Origin of the sequence: Frigoribacterium sp. SL97, from assembly GCF_026625765.1 — a bacterium.
Lineage (GTDB): Bacteria > Actinomycetota > Actinomycetes > Actinomycetales > Microbacteriaceae > Frigoribacterium.
The window spans coordinates 1,434,024-1,451,606 of the sequence record NZ_CP113062.1; the positions used below are offsets into that span (position 1 = coordinate 1,434,024).

The 17,583-nt window shown below is 71.7% G+C and carries 14 protein-coding genes; 10 read left to right on the plus strand and 4 right to left on the minus strand.

The genetic code is table 11. The annotated features are described in order from the left end of the window. Positions 1–57 precede the first annotated feature (57 nt). Positions 58–1,308: an LAETG motif-containing sortase-dependent surface protein gene (locus tag OVA02_RS06885; RefSeq protein WP_056048345.1), complete on the plus strand. Its 1,251-nt coding sequence runs from the start codon at positions 58–60 to the stop codon at positions 1,306–1,308. A gap of 15 nt (positions 1,309–1,323) precedes the next feature. Here OVA02_RS06885 and OVA02_RS06890 read toward each other — a convergent pair whose 3' ends face one another. Further along, positions 1,324–2,304 (minus strand): cation diffusion facilitator family transporter, encoded by a 981-nt coding sequence (locus tag OVA02_RS06890; protein WP_267659497.1) that lies wholly within the window; start codon positions 2,302–2,304, stop codon positions 1,324–1,326. A 326-nt stretch (positions 2,305–2,630) separates the two neighbouring features. On the opposite strand from OVA02_RS06890, the gene ileS reads away from it, so the two are divergent. From ileS to ndk, 4 genes are all read left to right on the plus strand, one after another. Next, a complete protein-coding gene (gene ileS / locus OVA02_RS06895) occupies positions 2,631–5,924 on the plus strand; it encodes an isoleucine--tRNA ligase (protein ID WP_267659498.1) in 3,294 nt (1,097 codons plus the stop codon). Then, the gene (locus OVA02_RS06900) at positions 5,921–7,327 is read left to right on the plus strand and encodes a bifunctional folylpolyglutamate synthase/dihydrofolate synthase (RefSeq protein ID WP_267659499.1); all 1,407 of its coding nucleotides are present in this window, start codon (positions 5,921–5,923) and stop codon (positions 7,325–7,327) included. The genes ileS and OVA02_RS06900 overlap by 4 nt, the downstream gene beginning before the upstream one ends. Further along, entirely contained in the window at positions 7,324–7,752 is a 429-nt protein-coding gene (locus OVA02_RS06905) for a DUF4233 domain-containing protein (RefSeq protein ID WP_267659500.1), read from the plus strand. The genes OVA02_RS06900 and OVA02_RS06905 overlap by 4 nt, the downstream gene beginning before the upstream one ends. Positions 7,753–7,841: 89 nt before the next feature. Beyond that, positions 7,842–8,258 carry a nucleoside-diphosphate kinase gene (gene ndk / locus OVA02_RS06910; RefSeq protein WP_056048334.1) on the plus strand — a complete coding sequence of 139 codons (417 nt, stop codon included), beginning with the start codon at positions 7,842–7,844 and terminating at the stop codon, positions 8,256–8,258. A 93-nt stretch (positions 8,259–8,351) separates the two neighbouring features. On the opposite strand, the gene OVA02_RS06915 is transcribed toward ndk, so the two are convergent. From OVA02_RS06915 to OVA02_RS06925, 3 genes are all read right to left on the minus strand, one after another. Beyond that, positions 8,352–9,275, minus strand: coding sequence for a DsbA family protein (locus OVA02_RS06915; RefSeq protein ID WP_267659501.1), 924 nt, complete (start codon positions 9,273–9,275; stop codon positions 8,352–8,354). A 127-nt stretch (positions 9,276–9,402) separates the two neighbouring features. Then, a complete protein-coding gene (locus OVA02_RS06920) occupies positions 9,403–10,032 on the minus strand; it encodes a vitamin K epoxide reductase family protein (protein WP_233568524.1) in 630 nt (209 codons plus the stop codon). Positions 10,033–10,138: 106 nt separating this feature from the next. Then, positions 10,139–10,321 (minus strand): hypothetical protein, encoded by a 183-nt coding sequence (locus OVA02_RS06925; protein WP_056048330.1) that lies wholly within the window; start codon positions 10,319–10,321, stop codon positions 10,139–10,141. A gap of 322 nt (positions 10,322–10,643) precedes the next feature. Between OVA02_RS06925 and OVA02_RS06930 the strand changes: the two genes are divergently transcribed. From OVA02_RS06930 to OVA02_RS06950, 5 genes are all read left to right on the plus strand, one after another. Beyond that, positions 10,644–13,379, plus strand: coding sequence for an Rne/Rng family ribonuclease (locus tag OVA02_RS06930; RefSeq protein ID WP_324289774.1), 2,736 nt, complete (start codon positions 10,644–10,646; stop codon positions 13,377–13,379). Positions 13,380–13,397: 18 nt separating this feature from the next. Beyond that, positions 13,398–14,204, plus strand: a complete 807-nt coding sequence (locus tag OVA02_RS06935; protein WP_200413103.1) for a hypothetical protein — start codon at positions 13,398–13,400, stop codon at positions 14,202–14,204. After that, on the plus strand, positions 14,201–15,253 hold the full coding sequence (locus OVA02_RS06940) for a permease (RefSeq protein WP_159826906.1): 1,053 nt from the start codon (positions 14,201–14,203) through the stop codon (positions 15,251–15,253). The genes OVA02_RS06935 and OVA02_RS06940 overlap by 4 nt, the downstream gene beginning before the upstream one ends. Continuing rightward, entirely contained in the window at positions 15,243–16,127 is an 885-nt protein-coding gene (locus OVA02_RS06945) for a TIGR03943 family putative permease subunit (protein WP_267659503.1), read from the plus strand. The genes OVA02_RS06940 and OVA02_RS06945 overlap by 11 nt, the downstream gene beginning before the upstream one ends. Before the next feature lie 64 nt (positions 16,128–16,191). After that, on the plus strand, positions 16,192–17,571 hold the full coding sequence (locus tag OVA02_RS06950) for a hypothetical protein (protein WP_056048313.1): 1,380 nt from the start codon (positions 16,192–16,194) through the stop codon (positions 17,569–17,571). Positions 17,572–17,583 lie beyond the last annotated feature (12 nt).

Below are 17,583 nucleotides of genomic sequence, written 5' to 3' on the forward strand. Positions count from 1 at the left end.
CCCCGGGGTGGGTCAGGGCGACCGGTCCACCCTGACTCACTGAAGAGGACACCACTCATGAAGAAGACCGTGTCGACCGCCACCGTGCTGTCGACGGCCATCGTCATCGCCCTGGGGGGCATCGCGCTGAACGGACAGGCGGCTTCTGCCGAGCCTGCGCCGCTGGATCGGACGGCGACGGCGTCCGAGGTCGAGCCCGAGGTCGGGGGCCCGGCCGTGCTCGAGGACGTCGAGGACGCGCCGGCGGTGACGCCGACGCCCGAGATCGACGACGAGGCGGGGCCGGCCGCGCCCGCCGTCGGGCCCGGGGCCGACGCCACGACCGGCCCGTCGGACGAGTCGGGGGACGGCTCCGGGGTGACCGACGACGGCGCGACGGCCCCGTCGGCGCAGCCGTCCGCGGCGGCCCCCAGTGCGGCCGAGGGTGCTGCTGCACCGGCGGCACGGTTCACGGTCGCGAGCCCCCTGGACGGTGCGGTCTACGCGACCCTGGGCTACGAGCTCGTGATCGAGGCACCCGATGCCCGGTTCTCGTACGAGGTGTTCGACTCCGCGGGACAGTCGGTCCGGGGCGAAGCGGACGTGGCCGGTCCGCGGGCCGTCCGGTACGTGCACCTGCCCCAGGACGCAGCGCCCGAACAGTCGATGACCGTCGTCGTGTCGAACGCGGACGGTTTCGTCCTCGGTTCCGAGACGCGGTCCTTCCGGGTGGAGGTCCCGACCTCTCCTGCCGTCACCATCGGGTCGCCGCGGCAGGGGGAGACGCTGCGAACCCCCGCGACCACGTGGCCGGGGGGCGGCTCGTTCGTGCTCGAGGGCACCGGCCAAGCGGGCTCGTGGCTGCACTACTCGTACGAGGCGCTCTCGGAGCAGACCGGGTGGGGCAGCGACTACGACTCACCGATCGTGCGTGCCGACGGCACGTGGGCCATCGGCGACGGCCTGCCGTACGGCTCGTGGCGTGCCACGGTCCAGCAGTACGCGGGCGCGGGCGACCCGAGCCTGGGGGGAGTCCAGCAGCCCTCGCGGAGTCGGCTGTCGGCACCGGTGACCGTCGACTTCACGTTGGCCGCACCGGTCGTCGTCGCCGCTCCGTCCGAGCCGGCCGTGGTGTCCGTCGCCGTGCCCCCCGCGGCTCGACCGTCCGTGCCGATGCCCGCACGGGTCGTCCCCGTGGCGCACCGCTCCGACCTCGCCTACACGGGCTCCTCCGAGACGACTCCGTGGGCGGGTCTCGCCGGCATGGTCCTCGTGGGGCTCGGGGCGGCGACCGTCCTCGTCACGCGGCGCCGCGCCTCCCGGGGCTGAACCGCAGCGCGGCCGTCAGCGACGAGCCGGGTCGGACGCCCTCCGTGGCGTCAGGCTCGGCTCGTCCGGCGTCGAGAGTGTGAGCACGGCCTCCTCGACGGCGTCGTGGTCCTCGAGCTGCCGCTCGACGCGGCGCAGGGCGACGGCGACGTGCTCTTCGCGGTCGTCGCCCGTCATGTCGACGGCGGCGACGAGGTAGAACCGACCCGGACCGACGAACTCGGTGTGCAGGTAGGTGACCCGCTCGATCTCGGGGCGCGCGAGCAGACGTTCGAGCACGGTCGACTCGAGCTCGTCCGAGGGGCTCTCGCCGACGAGGAACCGCCGGTTGCGGTCGATCAGCACCAACGCGACCACCCCCAGGAGCACGCCGACGGCGATGGACCCGATCGCGTCGAACACCGCCGAGCCGGTGACCTGGTGCAGGAAGATCCCGAGGAAGGCGATCAGCAGGCCGATCAGGGCCGCCGCGTCCTCAGCGAACACCGCCCGCAGGGTCGAGTTCGAGCTGCGCAGCACGTGCCGCAGCGTCGGCACCTGCCGTTCGGCCGCCGATCCGCGGGCCTGACGGAACGCCTGCAGGAAGGACGTGCCCTCGAGCACGAAGGCGATGGCCAGCACGACGTAGTTGATCAGGTAGTTCTCGGCCTCCTCGTCGGCGGTCAGCTGGGAGATGCCGTGCTGGATGGACACGACGGCGCCGACGGTGAACAGGCCGAACGCGGCGAACATCGACCAGACGTAGGTCTCCTTCCCGTAGCCGAGGGGGTGCGCGTCGTCCCGTCGCTTGACGCCCCGCTTGTCGGCGACGAAGAGGAAGATCTCGTTGCCCGTGTCCGCCCACGAGTGCGCGGACTCCGCCACCATCGACGCGGAGCCGGTGAGGAAGGCGGCGACCGTCTTGGCGACGGCGATCAGCAGGTTGGCGACGAACGCCACGATCACGGTGACCGTGCTCTCGGGCTTGACCGGGGGGTCGGACGGGGTGGAGGACATGGCCTCGATCCTGCTCCTCGGGACGGCCTCGCGCCTCCTCGGCTCTGACGGTAGGATCGAGCACGCATCGATCCGGCCATCACCGGGGAGCACCCGGAAGAAAGCGAGCGGCGGGCCCAGGCCCGGTGGTCGTCGGTAGAACCGGGCGGGGCAGGCCCGTCACAGCCGCAGCAGAGCGGTCGCGGTCGCCGTCCGAGAGGACGACGACGGCGGCAAGCGGGGTGGTACCGCGCCACCCGGGTCAGGCACCCGGACGGCGTCCTCGTGGTCAGAAGGTCCCTCGGCCAGCGCAGCGGGGGCGACCCACCGCACGACCTGGAGAACCGATGACCTACCCCAAGGGTTCCGACGCCACCGGCGTCCCCGCCTCCCCGCGATTCCCCGAGATCGAGACCGGCGTCCTCGCCTTCTGGAAGCGCGACGACACCTTCGCCGAGTCGATCCGTGCACGCGAGGGTTGCGACGAGTGGGTCTTCTACGACGGCCCGCCGTTCGCCAACGGCCTGCCGCACTACGGACACCTCCTGACGGGTTACGCCAAGGACGTCTTCCCGCGGTACCAGACCATGCGCGGCAAGCAGGTGCACCGCCGCTTCGGCTGGGACACCCACGGCCTGCCCGCCGAGCTCGAGGCGATGCGTCAGCTCGGGCTGACCGAGAAGCACGAGATCGACGACATGGGCATCGACGTGTTCAACGCCGCCGCCCGCCGATCGGTGCTGCAGTACACCGACGAGTGGCAGCGGTACGTCACCCGCCAGGCGCGCTGGGTCGACTTCGACCACGACTACAAGACCCTCGACGTCGACTACATGGAGAGCGTCGTCTGGGCCTTCAAGCAGTTGCACGACAAGGGACTCGCCTACGAGGGCTTCCGTGTGCTGCCCTACTGCTGGCACGACCAGACCCCCCTGTCCAACCACGAACTGCGCATGGACGACGACGTCTACAAGAACCGTCAGGACCAGACGGTCACCGTCGCCTTCCCCCTCGTCGGCGCCAAGGCCGAGGCGCTCGGCCTGACCGGCGTCGAGGCGCTGGCCTGGACGACCACCCCGTGGACCCTCCCGACCAACATGGCGCTGGCCGTGGGGCCGGGCATCGACTACGTCACCGTGCCCCACGCCCTCCTGCCGGGCGAGCGCACCGGCGACCAAGAGCTGTTGACCGGCAGCGTGTTCCTGCTCGCGGCCGACACGCTCGGCGCCTACGCGCGCGACCTGGGCTACGAGTCCGCCGAGTCCGCCCAGGCCGCCGTCACCGCGACCTTCACCGGTGCCGAGCTCGAGGGCGTCGAGTACGACCGCATCTGGGACGTCTACGCCGACACCGAGGCCTGGGGCACCGAGAACGCCTGGCGCGTGCTGGTCGCCGACTACGTCGCCACCGGCGAGGGCACCGGCATCGTGCACCAGGCCCCGGCCTACGGCGAGGACGACCAGCTGGTCTGCGCCGCCGCGGGCATCCCCGTGATCGTCTCGGTCGACGACGGTGGGCGCTTCCTGCCGATGTTCGACGAGCTGGGGGTCGCCGGTCTCCAGGTCTTCGAGGCCAACAAGCCGTTGGTGCAGCGCCTCCGCGCCGACGGTCGCCTGGTGCGCCTCGCCAGCTACGAGCACAGCTACCCGCACTGCTGGCGCTGCCGCAACCCCCTGATCTACAAGGCGGTGTCGAGCTGGTTCGTGCGCGTCACCGAGTTCCGCGACCGCATGGGCGAGCTGAACCAGCAGATCACCTGGGTGCCCGACAACGTCAAGGACGGCCAGTTCGGCAAGTGGGTCGGCAACGCCCGCGACTGGTCGATCTCGCGCAACCGCTACTGGGGTTCACCGATCCCGGTGTGGAAGAGCGACGACCCCGCCTACCCGCGCGTCGACGTCTACGGCTCGCTGGCCGAGATGGAGGCCGACTTCGGCCGCCTGCCGCTCAACGCCGACGGCGAGCCCGACCTGCACCGCCCCTACATCGACGAGCTCACCCGACCGAACCCCGACGACCCGACCGGGCAGAGCACGATGCGCCGCATCGAGGACGTCCTCGACGTCTGGTTCGACAGCGGCTCGATGCCGTTCGCACAGGTGCACTACCCGTTCGAGAACCAGCAGTGGTTCGACGAGCACAGCCCTGCCGACTTCATCGTCGAGTACATCGGCCAGACCCGTGGCTGGTTCTACACGCTGCACACGCTCTCCACCGCGTTGTTCGACCGCCCGGCCTTCTCGAACGTGGTCAGCCACGGCATCGTGCTCGGCTCCGACGGTCAGAAGATGTCGAAGAGCCTGCGCAACTACCCCGACGTCAGCGAGGTCTTCGACCGCGACGGGGCCGACGCCATGCGCTGGTTCCTCATGTCGAGTTCGGTGATCCGCGGCGGCAACCTCGTCGTCACCGAAGAGGGCATCCGCGAGGGCGTCCGGCAGTTCCTGCTGCCGCTCTGGAGCACCTGGTACTTCTTCTCGCTCTACGCCAACGCGGCGTCCGGAGGCGCGGGTCGTCACGCCGCCCCCGGTCACGACGCGCAGTGGCGAACCGACTCGGGCGACGTCCTCGACCGCTACCTGCTGGCGAAGACGCGCCTCCTGGTCACGGACGTCGGGGCGGCCCTCGACGCCCTCGACACGCCGCGGGCCACCGCGACGCTGCGCGACTTCGCCGACGTCCTGACCAACTGGTACGTCCGACGCTCGCGTGACCGGTTCTGGTCGGGCGACGACGTCGACGCCTTCGACACCCTCTTCACGGTGCTCGAGACCCTCACCCGGGTCGCGGCCCCGCTCGCGCCCCTCGTCGCGGACGAGATCTACAAGGGACTCACCGGGGGTCGCTCGGTGCACCTGACCGACTGGCCCGACGCCTCGGCGTTCCCGGCCGACGACGCCCTCGTGGCCGCGATGGACGCCGTTCGCGCGGTCGCGTCGAGCGGCCTGGCGCTGCGCAAGGCCCAGGGGCTGCGCGTCCGCCTGCCGTTGGCCCGTCTGACCGTCGTCACGCCCGACCCCGCGGGCCTCGAGGCGTTCGCCGACATCGTGCGCGACGAGCTCAACGTCAAGCAGGTCGTCGTGACCCGCCTGACCGAGGAGAGCCTCGGAGAATACGGCGTCACCCGCAAGCTCACCGTCAACGCCCGGGCGGCCGGTCCGCGCATCGGCAAGCAGGTGCAACAGGTCATCCCGGCGGCGAAGAGGGGCGACTGGCAGCCCGCGGGCGAGAACGTCGTCGTCGGCGGCGTCGAGTTGCTGGCCGGCGAATTCACGCTCGAGCTGGCCGTCGCCGACGCGTCGAGCGCTCTCGCCTTCGTCGGCGACGGCGGCTTCGTGCTGCTCGACACCGCGACCACGCCCGAGCTCGAGGCCGAGGGCCTGGCCCGCGACGTCGTGCGTGCCGTGCAGCAGGCCCGGAAGACCGCCGACCTCGACGTGTCCGACCGCATCGTGACGACGCTCACGACCGACGCCGTCGCGGCGGCCGCCGTCGAGGCCCACCGTGAGCTGATCTCCCGCGAGACCCTGACCACCGAGCTGATCGTCGACGTCCAGGAGGGCGTCGGCGAGCGGCCCGAGAAGACCGTCGTCGGATCGGGCTCCGGCTCGGCCGTCGTCGTGGAGGTACGACGCGCATGACCCCGAAGAAGAACGACCGTCAGGGCGATCCCGCCGACGAGCAGGGAGGCGAGTTCGCGGCCGGCGCGCAGCGCGTCCACGACGAGCTGCTGGCACGCATCGGCGAGCAGGCCCCGCAGCCGCGGCTCGAGCCGACCCGGCGAGCCGTCGAGCTGCTGGGCGACCCGCAGCGGGCCTATCCGGTGATCCACCTCACCGGCACGAACGGCAAGACGTCGACCAGCCGGATGATCGAGAGCATCCTGCGGGCGCACGGCCTGCGCACCGGGCTCATGACGAGCCCGCACCTCGTGCACCTCAACGAGCGCATCGTGGTCGACGGCGAGCCGATCAGCGACGAGCGCCTGGTCGCCAACTGGGACGACATCCAGCCCTACCTGACCATGGTCGACACCGATCTCGAAGCGGCGGGGGAGCCCACCCTGACCTTCTTCGAGGCCCTGACGGTGCTCGCCTTCGCCTGCTTCGCCGACGCTCCCGCCGACGTGGTCGTGCTGGAGGTCGGCATGGGGGGCGAATGGGACAGCACGAACGTGGCCGACGGCCAGGTCGCCGTCTTCACCCCCATCGCCCTCGACCACCAGAACCGTCTCGGCTCGACCGTGGCCGAGATCGCCCGCACCAAGGCCGGGATCGTCAAGCCCACGGCCGCCGTGGTCTCGGCGTCGCAGACCCCCGAGGCCCTGGTCGAACTCGAACGCGCCGTCGAGTTGAGCGAGGGGTCGCTCGCGGTCGAGGGCACCGCCTTCGGCGTCGAGTCCACCACCGTCGCCGTCGGCGGCCAGGTCGTCACGATCCGCGGGCTCGCGGGCCGGTACGACGACCTGCTCCTGCCGCAGTTCGGTGACCACCAGGCCCAGAACGCCGCCGTCGCGGTCGCGGCCGTCGAGTCCTTCCTCGGCGGTGGGTCGCAGCCGCTCGACCACGAGGTGCTCGCCGAGGGACTCGCGAGTGCGACGTCGCCCGGCCGCCTGCAGATCGTCGCCAACGAGCCGACGATCCTGGTCGACGCGGCGCACAACCCGCACGGCGCCCGCGCCCTGGCCAAGGCCCTCGACGACTACTTCCAGTTCGGCGGCGTCGTCGCGGTGCTCAGCGTGTTGGCCGACAAGGACGCCGCGGGCATCGTCCGCGCCCTGGCGCCCACGGTCACCCAGTTCGTCGTGACGAGCTCGAAGTCCGACCGGGCGATCGACGCCGACGAGCTCGCCGCCATCGCGGTGGGCGTCGTGGGTGCCGACCGCGTCGTCGTCGAGACCGACCTCGTGGCGGCCCTGCGCACGGCGCGCGACCTGGCCGACGAGGTCGAGGGCGACGAGCCCGGCGGCGTCGTCGTGACGGGGTCGATCACGCTGGTCGGCGACGTCATCGCCCTCTCGCAGCAGCCCGAGGGGCTCTCGTGACGACGCCACCGCCTCCCGGCGGAGCCGGAGCCGGAGCCGGCGGGCGCGCGCCGCGCCCCCGTCGACGTCGTGGGGCGGCCGAGAGCCTGCTCTCGATCGTCCTCGTGCTCGAGGCCATGACGCTGTTCTTCGTCACCCTCGTGGTCTTCGGGCGGCAGTTGCTGCCGGCCGGCGTCGCCTGGGGCGCAGGCCTCGCCGCGATCGTCCTGACGCTGCTGATCTCGCAGACCCTGCGCTGGCGGTGGGGCGTCGCCCTCGGCTGGCTCGTCCAGCTGGGTCTCGTGGCCTGTGGGTTCCTCGATCCGGTCATGTTCGTCGTGGCCGCCCTGTTCGTGGCCATCTGGACCTACTGCCTCGTCAAGGGCACACAGCTCGACCGCATGAACGCCGCGCGGCTGCGCGACGCGCCCGGTGACGTGGCCTGAGCCGACACCCACCGACCCGTCCTCCGGGCGCCCGCCCGCGAGCCATCCGCCACCCACCGAGCCATCCGCCACCCACCGAAAGAGGAGCAATGTCCGATCTCGAAGAAACCCTCGTCCTCGTCAAGCCCGACGGCGTCGCCCGCGGCCTGACCGGCGAGATCCTGCGCCGCATCGAGGCCAAGGGGTACTCGCTCGTCGACGTCCGCCTCGTGCAGGCCGACCGCGACCTGCTCGCGAAGCACTACGAGGAGCACGTGGGCAAGCCGTTCTACGAGCCCCTCGTCGAGTTCATGCAGAGCGGCCCGACCGTCGCGCTGCGCATCGCGGGCGACGCCGTCATCGCGGGCTTCCGCTCGCTCGCCGGCACGACCGACCCGACGACCGCGGCCCCTGGAACGATCCGTGGCGACCTCGGCCGCGACTGGGGCCTGAAGGTCCAGCAGAACCTGGTGCACGGCAGCGACAGCCCCGAGAGCGCCACGCGCGAGCTGGCCCTCTGGTTCTGAGCCGCCGACCGGCGTGACGCCGGAGACCACCGAGCCCGCGCCTCCTGAGTCCATCAGGAGGCGCGGGCTCGGTCGTGTCGACGGGTCGCGTCGTCAGGGGGTCGGCGTCGCCGTCGAGCCCTCGGTGTCGCCCGTGCTGGTGTCACCGGTCGGGGCGCCGTTCTGCACCTCGGCGACGAACTGCGCGAAGGTGCTCGCGTCGGTCAACGAGCCCTGGTACTGCTGGCCGTTCACCAGGACGAGCGGGGTGCTCGCGAGCTTGTCGAGCGACGAGTTCGGGATCGGGTCGTTCAACGCCCGCTGGGTGGCCGAGGCGACCCAGTCCTCGAAGTCGCCCGCCTTGATGCACGACGGGATCTGGTCGTCGGTCGCCCCGGCACCCTGCACCAGGGTGACGAGCTCGTCGTTCGTCAGGCCCCGGGTGTTCTCCTCGGGTTGCTGCGCGAACAGGGCGGTGTTGACGTCGAGCGCCTTGTCGGGCTCGTGGTTCGCGACGCAGGCGAAGGCGTTGGCGGCCCGCGTCGAGTACCGGCTGCCCTGCGAGGCGTTGTCGAGGAACCCGATGGGGTGGATCGCCAAGGTGGCGGCACCGCTCGAGACGGCTTCCTCGAGCTGCTGGGCGTTCGTCGTGTCGAACTGGCCGCAGAACGGGCACATGTAGTCGAGGTAGACCACGATCGACGGCACGTCGCCCGAGGCGCTCGGGGCCGGGGTCGGGGTCGCGTCGGCGGCGAGGGCGCCACTCGGCACGGCGGTCACCGCCCCGTTCGAGCCCTCGAGCACCAGGCCGTCGCTCGCCATGTTCGCAGGGCCGGGACCGGCCGGCTTGATCGACTGCGTGATGACGAGCGCGACGATCGCGAGCACCGCCACGATGCCCACGACCAGGCCGCCCTGCAGGAGCCACTTGTTGCGTCGTCGACGTCGGGCCTCGGCCTCGCGCGTGACGCGGGCCTTCTCGCGGGCTGCTTCTCGGCGTTCCTTCTTGCTGGCGGGGGAGTCGGTGGGTGGCGTCATCAGTCCTCGTCGTGGCTCGGGGGTCGTCGGTCAAGACTGGCGAGGCCGACCCTGATTCGGCTGGGAGCGACCTGAGTGCGACTGACGGGGCGGGTGGGCCCGAGCCGGGGACGCGAGGAGGCGCGGCTCACCCGAACAGCGTCGGCAGCAGCAACGGGAACACGACGACGATGGTCGTGGCGACGACGATGTAGTTGAGCACCGGCAGCACCCACGAGTAGGGGAGGAAGCGTGCCGCCGCACGTCGGAGCGGCCCGTCCGGGACGGTGACGCCGCGAGCCGCGCCCCACACCGTGAAGACCCAGAACAGCGGGATGGTGAAGAGCCAGACGAGCATGCACCACGGGCAGAGCGCGCCGATGACGAACACGGTCTGGGTGAAGAGCCAGGTGATGAAGATCCAGGCGAGCAGCAGCCCGAGGTTGAAGGCCAGCCAGAACCACCGGGCGAAGCGCGCACCGGCGAGCAGGCCCAGGCCCACCGCCACGGGGGCCGCGAAGCCGATCAGGCCGAGGATCGGGTTGGGGAAGCCGAAGAGCGAGGCCTGCCAGCTGTTGATGACGGGTGAGCAGCCCACGAACGGGTTGACGTCGCACCCGAGCGCCGCGCCCGGGTTCTCGAGCAGCCGGAACTTGTCGAGGGTCAGGGCGAAGGCCCCCACGAGTCCGCCGAGACCGGCGACGACGAGCAGCACGGCCGCGACGAACGGGGTGCGGCCGGTGGGCAGGGTCACGGCCCGAGGCGTCTCGACGGTCACGTCCAGCAGTATCGCACGGGCCGTCGGGGCGTCCGCTTTGACCCCGGACCGACGTGGGCGTGCGATAATCGAGCCAGTCGTGGGGCCCAGGCCCCGAGATCCAGGCTTACCGGGCAGTGCCGGCCGTCGTCGTCACGCGAGAGATCGCGTGGTCGACCAGGTCGAGCGGAATCCGGGCCAGAGCGCAGGCGCTCATCGTCGGATGGCCAGTTCCGAACCAGCAAGGCGACACGAAGAACAGCACGTCGACGAACGACATCGAGGGCGACGACCGCAGGTCGGTCGACACCCCGGGTGACCGAACGTGACGTGTCCGACAAGGCGCGCCGTGAGAGGGCGCGGTGGTCAGGGGCAGGTGCCACGTCACCGCCCGGCCACGACACGAGAATTCCTGCCGACGGCATGGCCTCGGCGGGGCGAGGAGCGCACCGCAAGTGGTGAACGACAACACAGACAACGACGGACGTCCGAAGAAGAGAAGGGGATTGTTCGCAGGCCTCAGGGCTCGCCAGGCGGCGGTCGACGCCGCCCCGGCGACGGCCCCCGCCAGGCAGCAGGCAGCACTCCCTTCACCCGTCCGGACGACAGACGACGCCCAGGAGGCATCACCCGTGACCCACGAGACCGAGACCACCGACGAGCAGGTCGCGGCCCAGGCCCCGACCTCCCAGCAGAGCGAGACCGACGCCGTCGCCGAGGCGTTCGTCGCCGCGGCGACCCAGCCGTCACGGGCCGCCGACGCGGCGGCCGACGACGAGACGACCGACGGGGCGTCGCCGATCCCGGCGAACCTCACGACGACGTCGTTGATCTTCCACGCACCCGAGATCACCGTCCTGCCGGCCCGCCCCGGTCGACGACAGCGCGACGACCGTGACGACCGGTACGACCGCGACGACTCGTGGGACGACGACCGCGAGGGCGACGACGACGACCGCGACGACCGTGACGAGCGCGACGACCGCGAGCAGCAGCCCGCCTCGCGTCGCCGCCAGCGCGGCCGCTCGCAGGACCGCGAGGAGCGCGACTCCGAGCCCCGTGGTCGCGACCGCGACCGTGCCCCGCGTCAGGCCGAGCTCATCACCGAGCCGCAGCGCATCAAGGGCTCCACGCGTCTCGAGGCGAAGAAGCAGCGTCGTCGCGACGGCCGGGACGCCGGACGCCGTCGCACCGTCATCACCGAGGCCGAGTTCCTCGCCCGTCGCGAGAGCGTCGACCGCAAGATGATCGTCCGCTCGTCGGGCGACCGCATCGAGATCGGCGTCATGGAGGACGGCACCCTGGCCGAGCACTACGTCGCCAAGGCGCAGAACGTCTCGTTGATCGGCAACGTCTACCTCGGCCGCGTCCAGAACGTGCTGCCCAGCATGGAGGCCGCCTTCGTCGACATCGGACGCGGTCGCAACGCCGTGCTCTACTCGGGCGAGGTCGACTGGGACTCCCTGTCGACGGGCAACCAGCCCCGTCGCATCGAGCTGGCCCTCAAGCCCGGCGACCGCGTGCTCGTCCAGGTCACCAAGGACCCCGTCGGCCACAAGGGCGCCCGTCTCACGAGCCAGATCTCGCTGCCGGGCCGCTACCTCGTCTACGTGCCCAACGGCTCGATGAACGGCATCAGCCGCAAGCTGCCCGACACCGAGCGCGCGCGTCTGAAGAAGATCCTCAAAGAGGCCCTGCCGGAGAACACCGGCGTCATCGTGCGCACGGCGGCCGAGGGCGCGACCGAAGAGCAGCTGACCCTCGACGTCAAGCGCCTCACCAACCAGTGGGCCGACATCGAGAAGAAGGTCGCGGCGGGCAACGCCCCGAACCAGCTGCACTCCGAGCCCGACCTGCTGATCAAGATCGTGCGCGACGTCTTCAACGAGGACTTCCACGAGATGGTCATCGACGGCGACGAGGCGTTCGAGACGCTGCAGTCGTACCTCTCGGCCGTGGCGCCCGACCTCATGGACCGCGTCAAGCGCTACGAGGGTGACAAGGACGCATTCGACGAGTACCGCCTCAACGAGCAGATCGAGAAGGCTCTCGACCGCAAGGTATGGCTGCCCTCGGGCGGTTCCCTCGTCATCGACCGCACCGAGGCGATGACCGTCGTCGACGTCAACACCGGCAAGTTCGTCGGTTCCGGCGGAAACCTCGAGGAGACGGTCACGAAGAACAACCTCGAGGCCGCCGAAGAGATCGTCCGGCAGCTGCGCCTCCGCGACATCGGCGGCATCATCGTCGTCGACTTCATCGACATGGTGCTCGAGTCCAACCGTGACCTCGTGCTGCGTCGCCTGGTCGAGTGCCTCAGCCGCGACCGCACCAAGCACCAGGTGGCCGAGGTCACGTCGCTCGGGCTCGTCCAGATGACGCGCAAGAAGCTGGGTCTCGGCCTGGCCGAGTCGTTCTCCGAGGCCGGCAGCGCCGCGCGCGTCCAAGAACAGCAGCCCCGCAAGGGCGGCCAGCAGGGCGACCGCCGACGTGGCGGCCAGGCCGGCGGGTCCGGCAAGTCGGGCGGCAACGGCCACAACACGGGCGCCGGTGCCGGCACCGCGCCGCAGTCCGGTCGCGGCGGCCCCTCGGCGCCGACCGGCGGGGCTCACCCCACGACGGGTACGCACGCCATCACCGACGACGTGAAGAACGCCCTCTCGCGCATCGCGGCGAGCACCATCGCCCATGCCGAAGAAGGCGGCACCAAGGACGGCGACGCGGCCAGCCAGGCAGCCGCGGCGGTCGAGGCCGCCATCGACGCCGCCGCCGCGAGTGCCACGAAGGCCGAGCCGGCCGCCGAGGCAGCCGGTGACCAGGCCGACGAAGGCCGTCGCGGGCGTTCGGGCCGCAAGGGCCGCCGTGGATCGTCACGTGCCGCGCGCGAGACCGGCGAGGACGCCGCCGAGTCGGCTCCTGCCGTGTCGTCGCCCGCCGAGTCCGCTCCCGCCGACTCGAGCGCCGGTGTGATCGAGGTCCCCACGGCCGCCCCGGCCGAGCGGTCGGCTCCGGCCGCCGCCGTGGCCGCACCCGTCGACGAGCCCACGGAGGCGCCGGTCGCCAAGGCCACGGAGCGTCGCCGGTCGTCGGCCACGGTCTCGACCCCGGACGCCACGGTCGCGATCCTCGACATCCCCGTCGCGACCACGCGTCGCGAGCCGCGTCGCATCAGCAGCCAGGACGCCGAGCAGCTGCTCGACTCGGTGCTGGGTGCGCTGCCCGAGCCGAAGCAGCCCGGGCAGGGGCGTTCGCGTTCGCGCCGCGCCTCCAGCCAGGGCACGACCGCAGCGGCTCCGGCCGAGCCGACGACGACCGGCGAGTCCGGTCCGTTCATCCTCGGCGTGGGGGTCAGCTCCGACGATCTGTAGGTCGTCTAGGGTGACTGCGTGCCTCTGACCCAGCCCGGACCCCCGACCGTCAGGTCGAGGCTCCGGGCTGCGTCCGTCTCGGCCTCGGGGCCGGAGGGACGCGAGCGCCTGCTCGTGGCGGCCACGGCCCTGGTCGTCGTGCTGGTGGCGCGTTTCGCCCTCGGCCTCGTCGCGCTCGTCGGTTCGGCGGTCGGCTTCTCGGTGACGGCGTTCCCCAGCGGGTTCGTCGCGACGCCGGTCGGGCAGTTCCTCGGCAGCTTCGTGCTCTACCCGTTCCCGTTCTACCTCGCCTCGTTCGTCGTGCTCGCCACGATCAGGCCGCTGACGCCGCGGTCCGACCTCCGGACGGTCGTGCGCCACGCCGTGGTCGCGGGCGGAGCGGGAACCCTCGCGCTGGCCGTCGTCGGGATCGTCCCGGGCATCGTGCTCTCGATCGACGGCGGTACGTGGGTGAACCTCGCGCTCTACCTGACGACCATCCCGCTGTCGGCGGGCATCGTCGACACGGCCCTGCTCGTGGCCGGGGCCGTGCTCGCCCGGTTGTGGCTGGGCGGCGGCCACGGCGACGAGGTCTGGGCGGTCGAGCCCGCGCCCCGGGTCGCCGAGGCCGGGGAGGGTGACGACGCGGGCGACGTCGAGGACGACGTCGCGCCTCCTGCCGTCCGGGGCGATCGCTCCACCCGCCTCCCGACGACCGTCGCCGCGGCGCCGTCGGCCCCCGTCGTCCCGCCCGAGCGCCCCGTCGTGCCGTCGCACCCGGCCCCCGCACCGGACGACTGGTCGCGCTTCGCGCCCCCGGCCGGTCCGAACGAGGACGAGCGGTGAGCGCTCCCGTCCGGGAGCGCACCGACCACGCCGGGCACGGCGCGGGACGGCGTGCGCGTCGGGCACCGTCGCGCGTCCCGCTGCTCGTGGCCGGTGGGCTCGTGCTCGCCGTGCTCGTGGCGGTCCGCCTGGCCTCGCCCCTCCTCGGCCCGGGCCTGCTGCCGAACGCGCTGCAGGACTTCGTCACGCTGACCATCAGCGTCATCGTCGAGTCGATGCCGTTCGTCCTGCTCGGCATCGTCCTGTCGATCATCGTGCAGGAGTGGCTGCCGCAGGCGTTCTTCTCGTCGTGGCTGCCGAAGCGGGGGCTGCCCCGTCGCGCGGTCATCTCGTTCCTCGGCATGTTCCTGCCCGTCTGCGAGTGCGGCAACGTGCCCTTGGCGCGGGGGCTCGTGCTCAAGGGCTTCACGGTGTCCGAGTCGATGACCTTCCTGCTCGCGGCGCCGATCCTCAACCCGATCACCATCATCACCACGCACCAGGCGTTCGGGTGGGACGACGGCATCCTCGTGGCCCGGTTGATCGGCGGGTTCGTCATCGCGAACCTGATCGGCTGGCTGTTCAGCAAGCACCCGAACCAGCAGAGCCTGCTGACCTCCTCGTTCGCGGCCGAGTGCCGGGTCGACGACGGCCATGCGCACGGCCGGGGCCGCACGGCGAAGAGCGTCGACCTGTTCCGCCGCGAGATGTCGACCATGATGCCCGCGCTCTTCATCGGCGCGGCCATCGCGGGCGCGATCCAGACGATCGTTCCGCGGTCGGTGCTCGTCACGCTCGGCAGCAACCCGGTCTGGTCGGTGCTGGCGATGATGGTGCTGGCCTTCGTCATCTCGATCTGCTCGAACGTCGACGCGTTCTTCGTGCTGCCGTTCGCCTCGACGTTCATGCCCGGCGGCATCGCCGCCTTCCTCGTCTTCGGCCCCATCATCGACGTCAAGATGCTGGCCCTGCTGCGGACGACCTACACACCCAAGGTGCTCGGGCAGGTCACCCTCGTGGTGGCCCTGACCAGTGCCGCGATCGGACTGGTGGTCAACTATGTCGCCTAGCCCTGCTCCTCGCCCCTGGCGCCGACTGCTCGACCGGTGGCAAGGGGTGCTGCTGACGCTCGTCGTCGGCGTCGCCACCCTCTGGCTCGCCGCGACCGGGCAGCTCGTGCTGTACATCCACCCCCGGTACGACGTCTTCACAGTCGTGATGATCCTCATCGGCATGACGCTGTCGTTGGCCACGCTGGCGTTCTCACCGGTCCGGGGCGACGACGCGCACGACGGCCACGACCACGATCCCGGGGCCGGGCACGGCCACGACGGCCGCCTCGACGCGGCCGAGGTGCCCGCGGTCGAGGACGGCCTCCGGCCGCGCCGGCGTCGGCCGGTCGCCACCGGCGCCCGACGTCTCGCCTTCTCGGCGGGCGTCGCCGTCACCGCCGCCATCGCGATCGCCGTCGTCGCCCTGCCCCCGGCCACCCTCACCAGCGCCACGGCCGGCCAGCGCGACGTCAACTCGTCCACCGCGGCGCTCGACCGTACGACCGTGGCCGACGCGACCAGCGCCTCCTCGGACGCCTACCGGTCGTTCAGCGTCCTCGACTGGGCCGGCTTGCTGAGGCAGACGACCGACCTCGCCTTCTACGAGGGCAAGACCGCCGACGTCGTCGGGTTCGTCACGCCGTCCGACACCGACCCCGACGACGTGTTCTACGTGTCGCGCTTCGTGATCACGTGCTGCGCGGTCGACGCCCAGCCCGTCGGCGTGCCCGTCTACCTGCCGGGGTGGCAGGACCAGGTAGCCGCCGACGACTGGGTCGAGGTCACGGGCGGCTTCGACACCAACCGCAGCAGCTCGAGCCAGGACCCCGTCGCCCTCGTGCCCGACGACGTCACCACCGTGGGACAGCCCAGTGACCCGTACCTCTACTGAGGGCGGACGGGGCCGGGGCGCGACGGGAGGGGCTGCCACGCCCGATCCGTTCGCGTCCGACCCCGTGTTCCTCACCGAGCAGGACGCCCGTGAGGCCGGTGCCCGCTGGCGCACGCGATGGGTCGCCGTCGTCACCGTCCTCGCGGTGGTCTGTGCCGCCTTCGTGGGCCTGACCTACTTCCAGGGCCCCAAGGCCGGCGAGACGCAGGTCGACACGACGGCCGTGGTCGAGCGTCCCGGTCAGCAGCTGCGGGTGTTCGCCAACCAGGCGCTCGCGCACGTCGACGCCTCGCAGGTGGTCGTGACGCCCGCGGCCGCCTTCACGGTGCAGACGTCGGGTGACGTGGTCGCCGTGACCTTCACCGGCCGGCTCGCGTACGACACCGACTACCACGTCCGCGTCGACGGGGTCTCGAGCGTCTACCAGCGACAGACCTCGACCCTGGAGGCGCGGTTCAGCACGCCCCCGGCGACGGCGTACCGGCTCGTGCGCGGCACGTCCGGGGCCGACGACCGCATCGAACGGGCCGGGCTCCGGGGCTCGGACAGGACGACCGTCTGGTCCGCGCCGCGCATCCAGGCCTACGAGGTGTTCGACTCGGCCGTCGCGGTCGTGACGGACGACGGGACGCAGAGCAGCCTCAGCCTCGTGTCGCTCGACGGGGCCGCCGTCGAGACCCTGCCCGTGCCCGAGGCCCCCGGCCTGATCACCCGCTTCGCGGCCGACCGTGCCACGACCACGCTGGCGTTCTCGTTCCGTCCGACCGGTTCGGACGTCGAGACGTTGTACACGCTGCCGCTGCAGGGGGAGCGGGCGGTGGCCCCGGTCCTCGGCCTGTCCGGGCAGCCCGTCGAACCCACCGACTGGGCCTTCGTGCCGGGTGAGGACGACGTCGTCGTCCAGGCCGTCGACGACTCGGTGAGCGTCATCGACCTCTCGGGAGTGGACCCCGTGCGGCCCGTGGGGACGTACTCGCTCTTGCAGGGGGTGTCGCTCGACGGCACCACGCTGATCGCCGCGTCGGCGATCGCCTCCATGGTCGTCGACCTCGCCACGGGGGACGAGCGCCCCCGTGCCCCCGCCCCGGTCGACGGCGTCCTCCCGTTCGCCGGACCGCTGGTGGCCCTCGACCCAGGCCACGTCGTGCAGCAGGTGTCGGTCCCGTCCGACGACGGGCTCACGTACCGGACGCTCGTCGTCGCCGACGACGGTGCCACGTCACGGACGCTCTGGCAGCCCCCGAGCGCATCCGGTGTGATCGAGGGCTTCGACGTCTCCCCGAACGGGCAGTACCTGGCTGTCCAGTCGGTCGGGGACGCGACGACGCCGACCGACTACTCGTACACGATCGACCCCGTGGCCGACGGGGTCACGACCACCATCGTCGAGATCGCCTCGGGCGCGGTCGTGGCCAGCTACGAGGGCTTCGACACGAGTTGGTGACCGCGCGGCTGC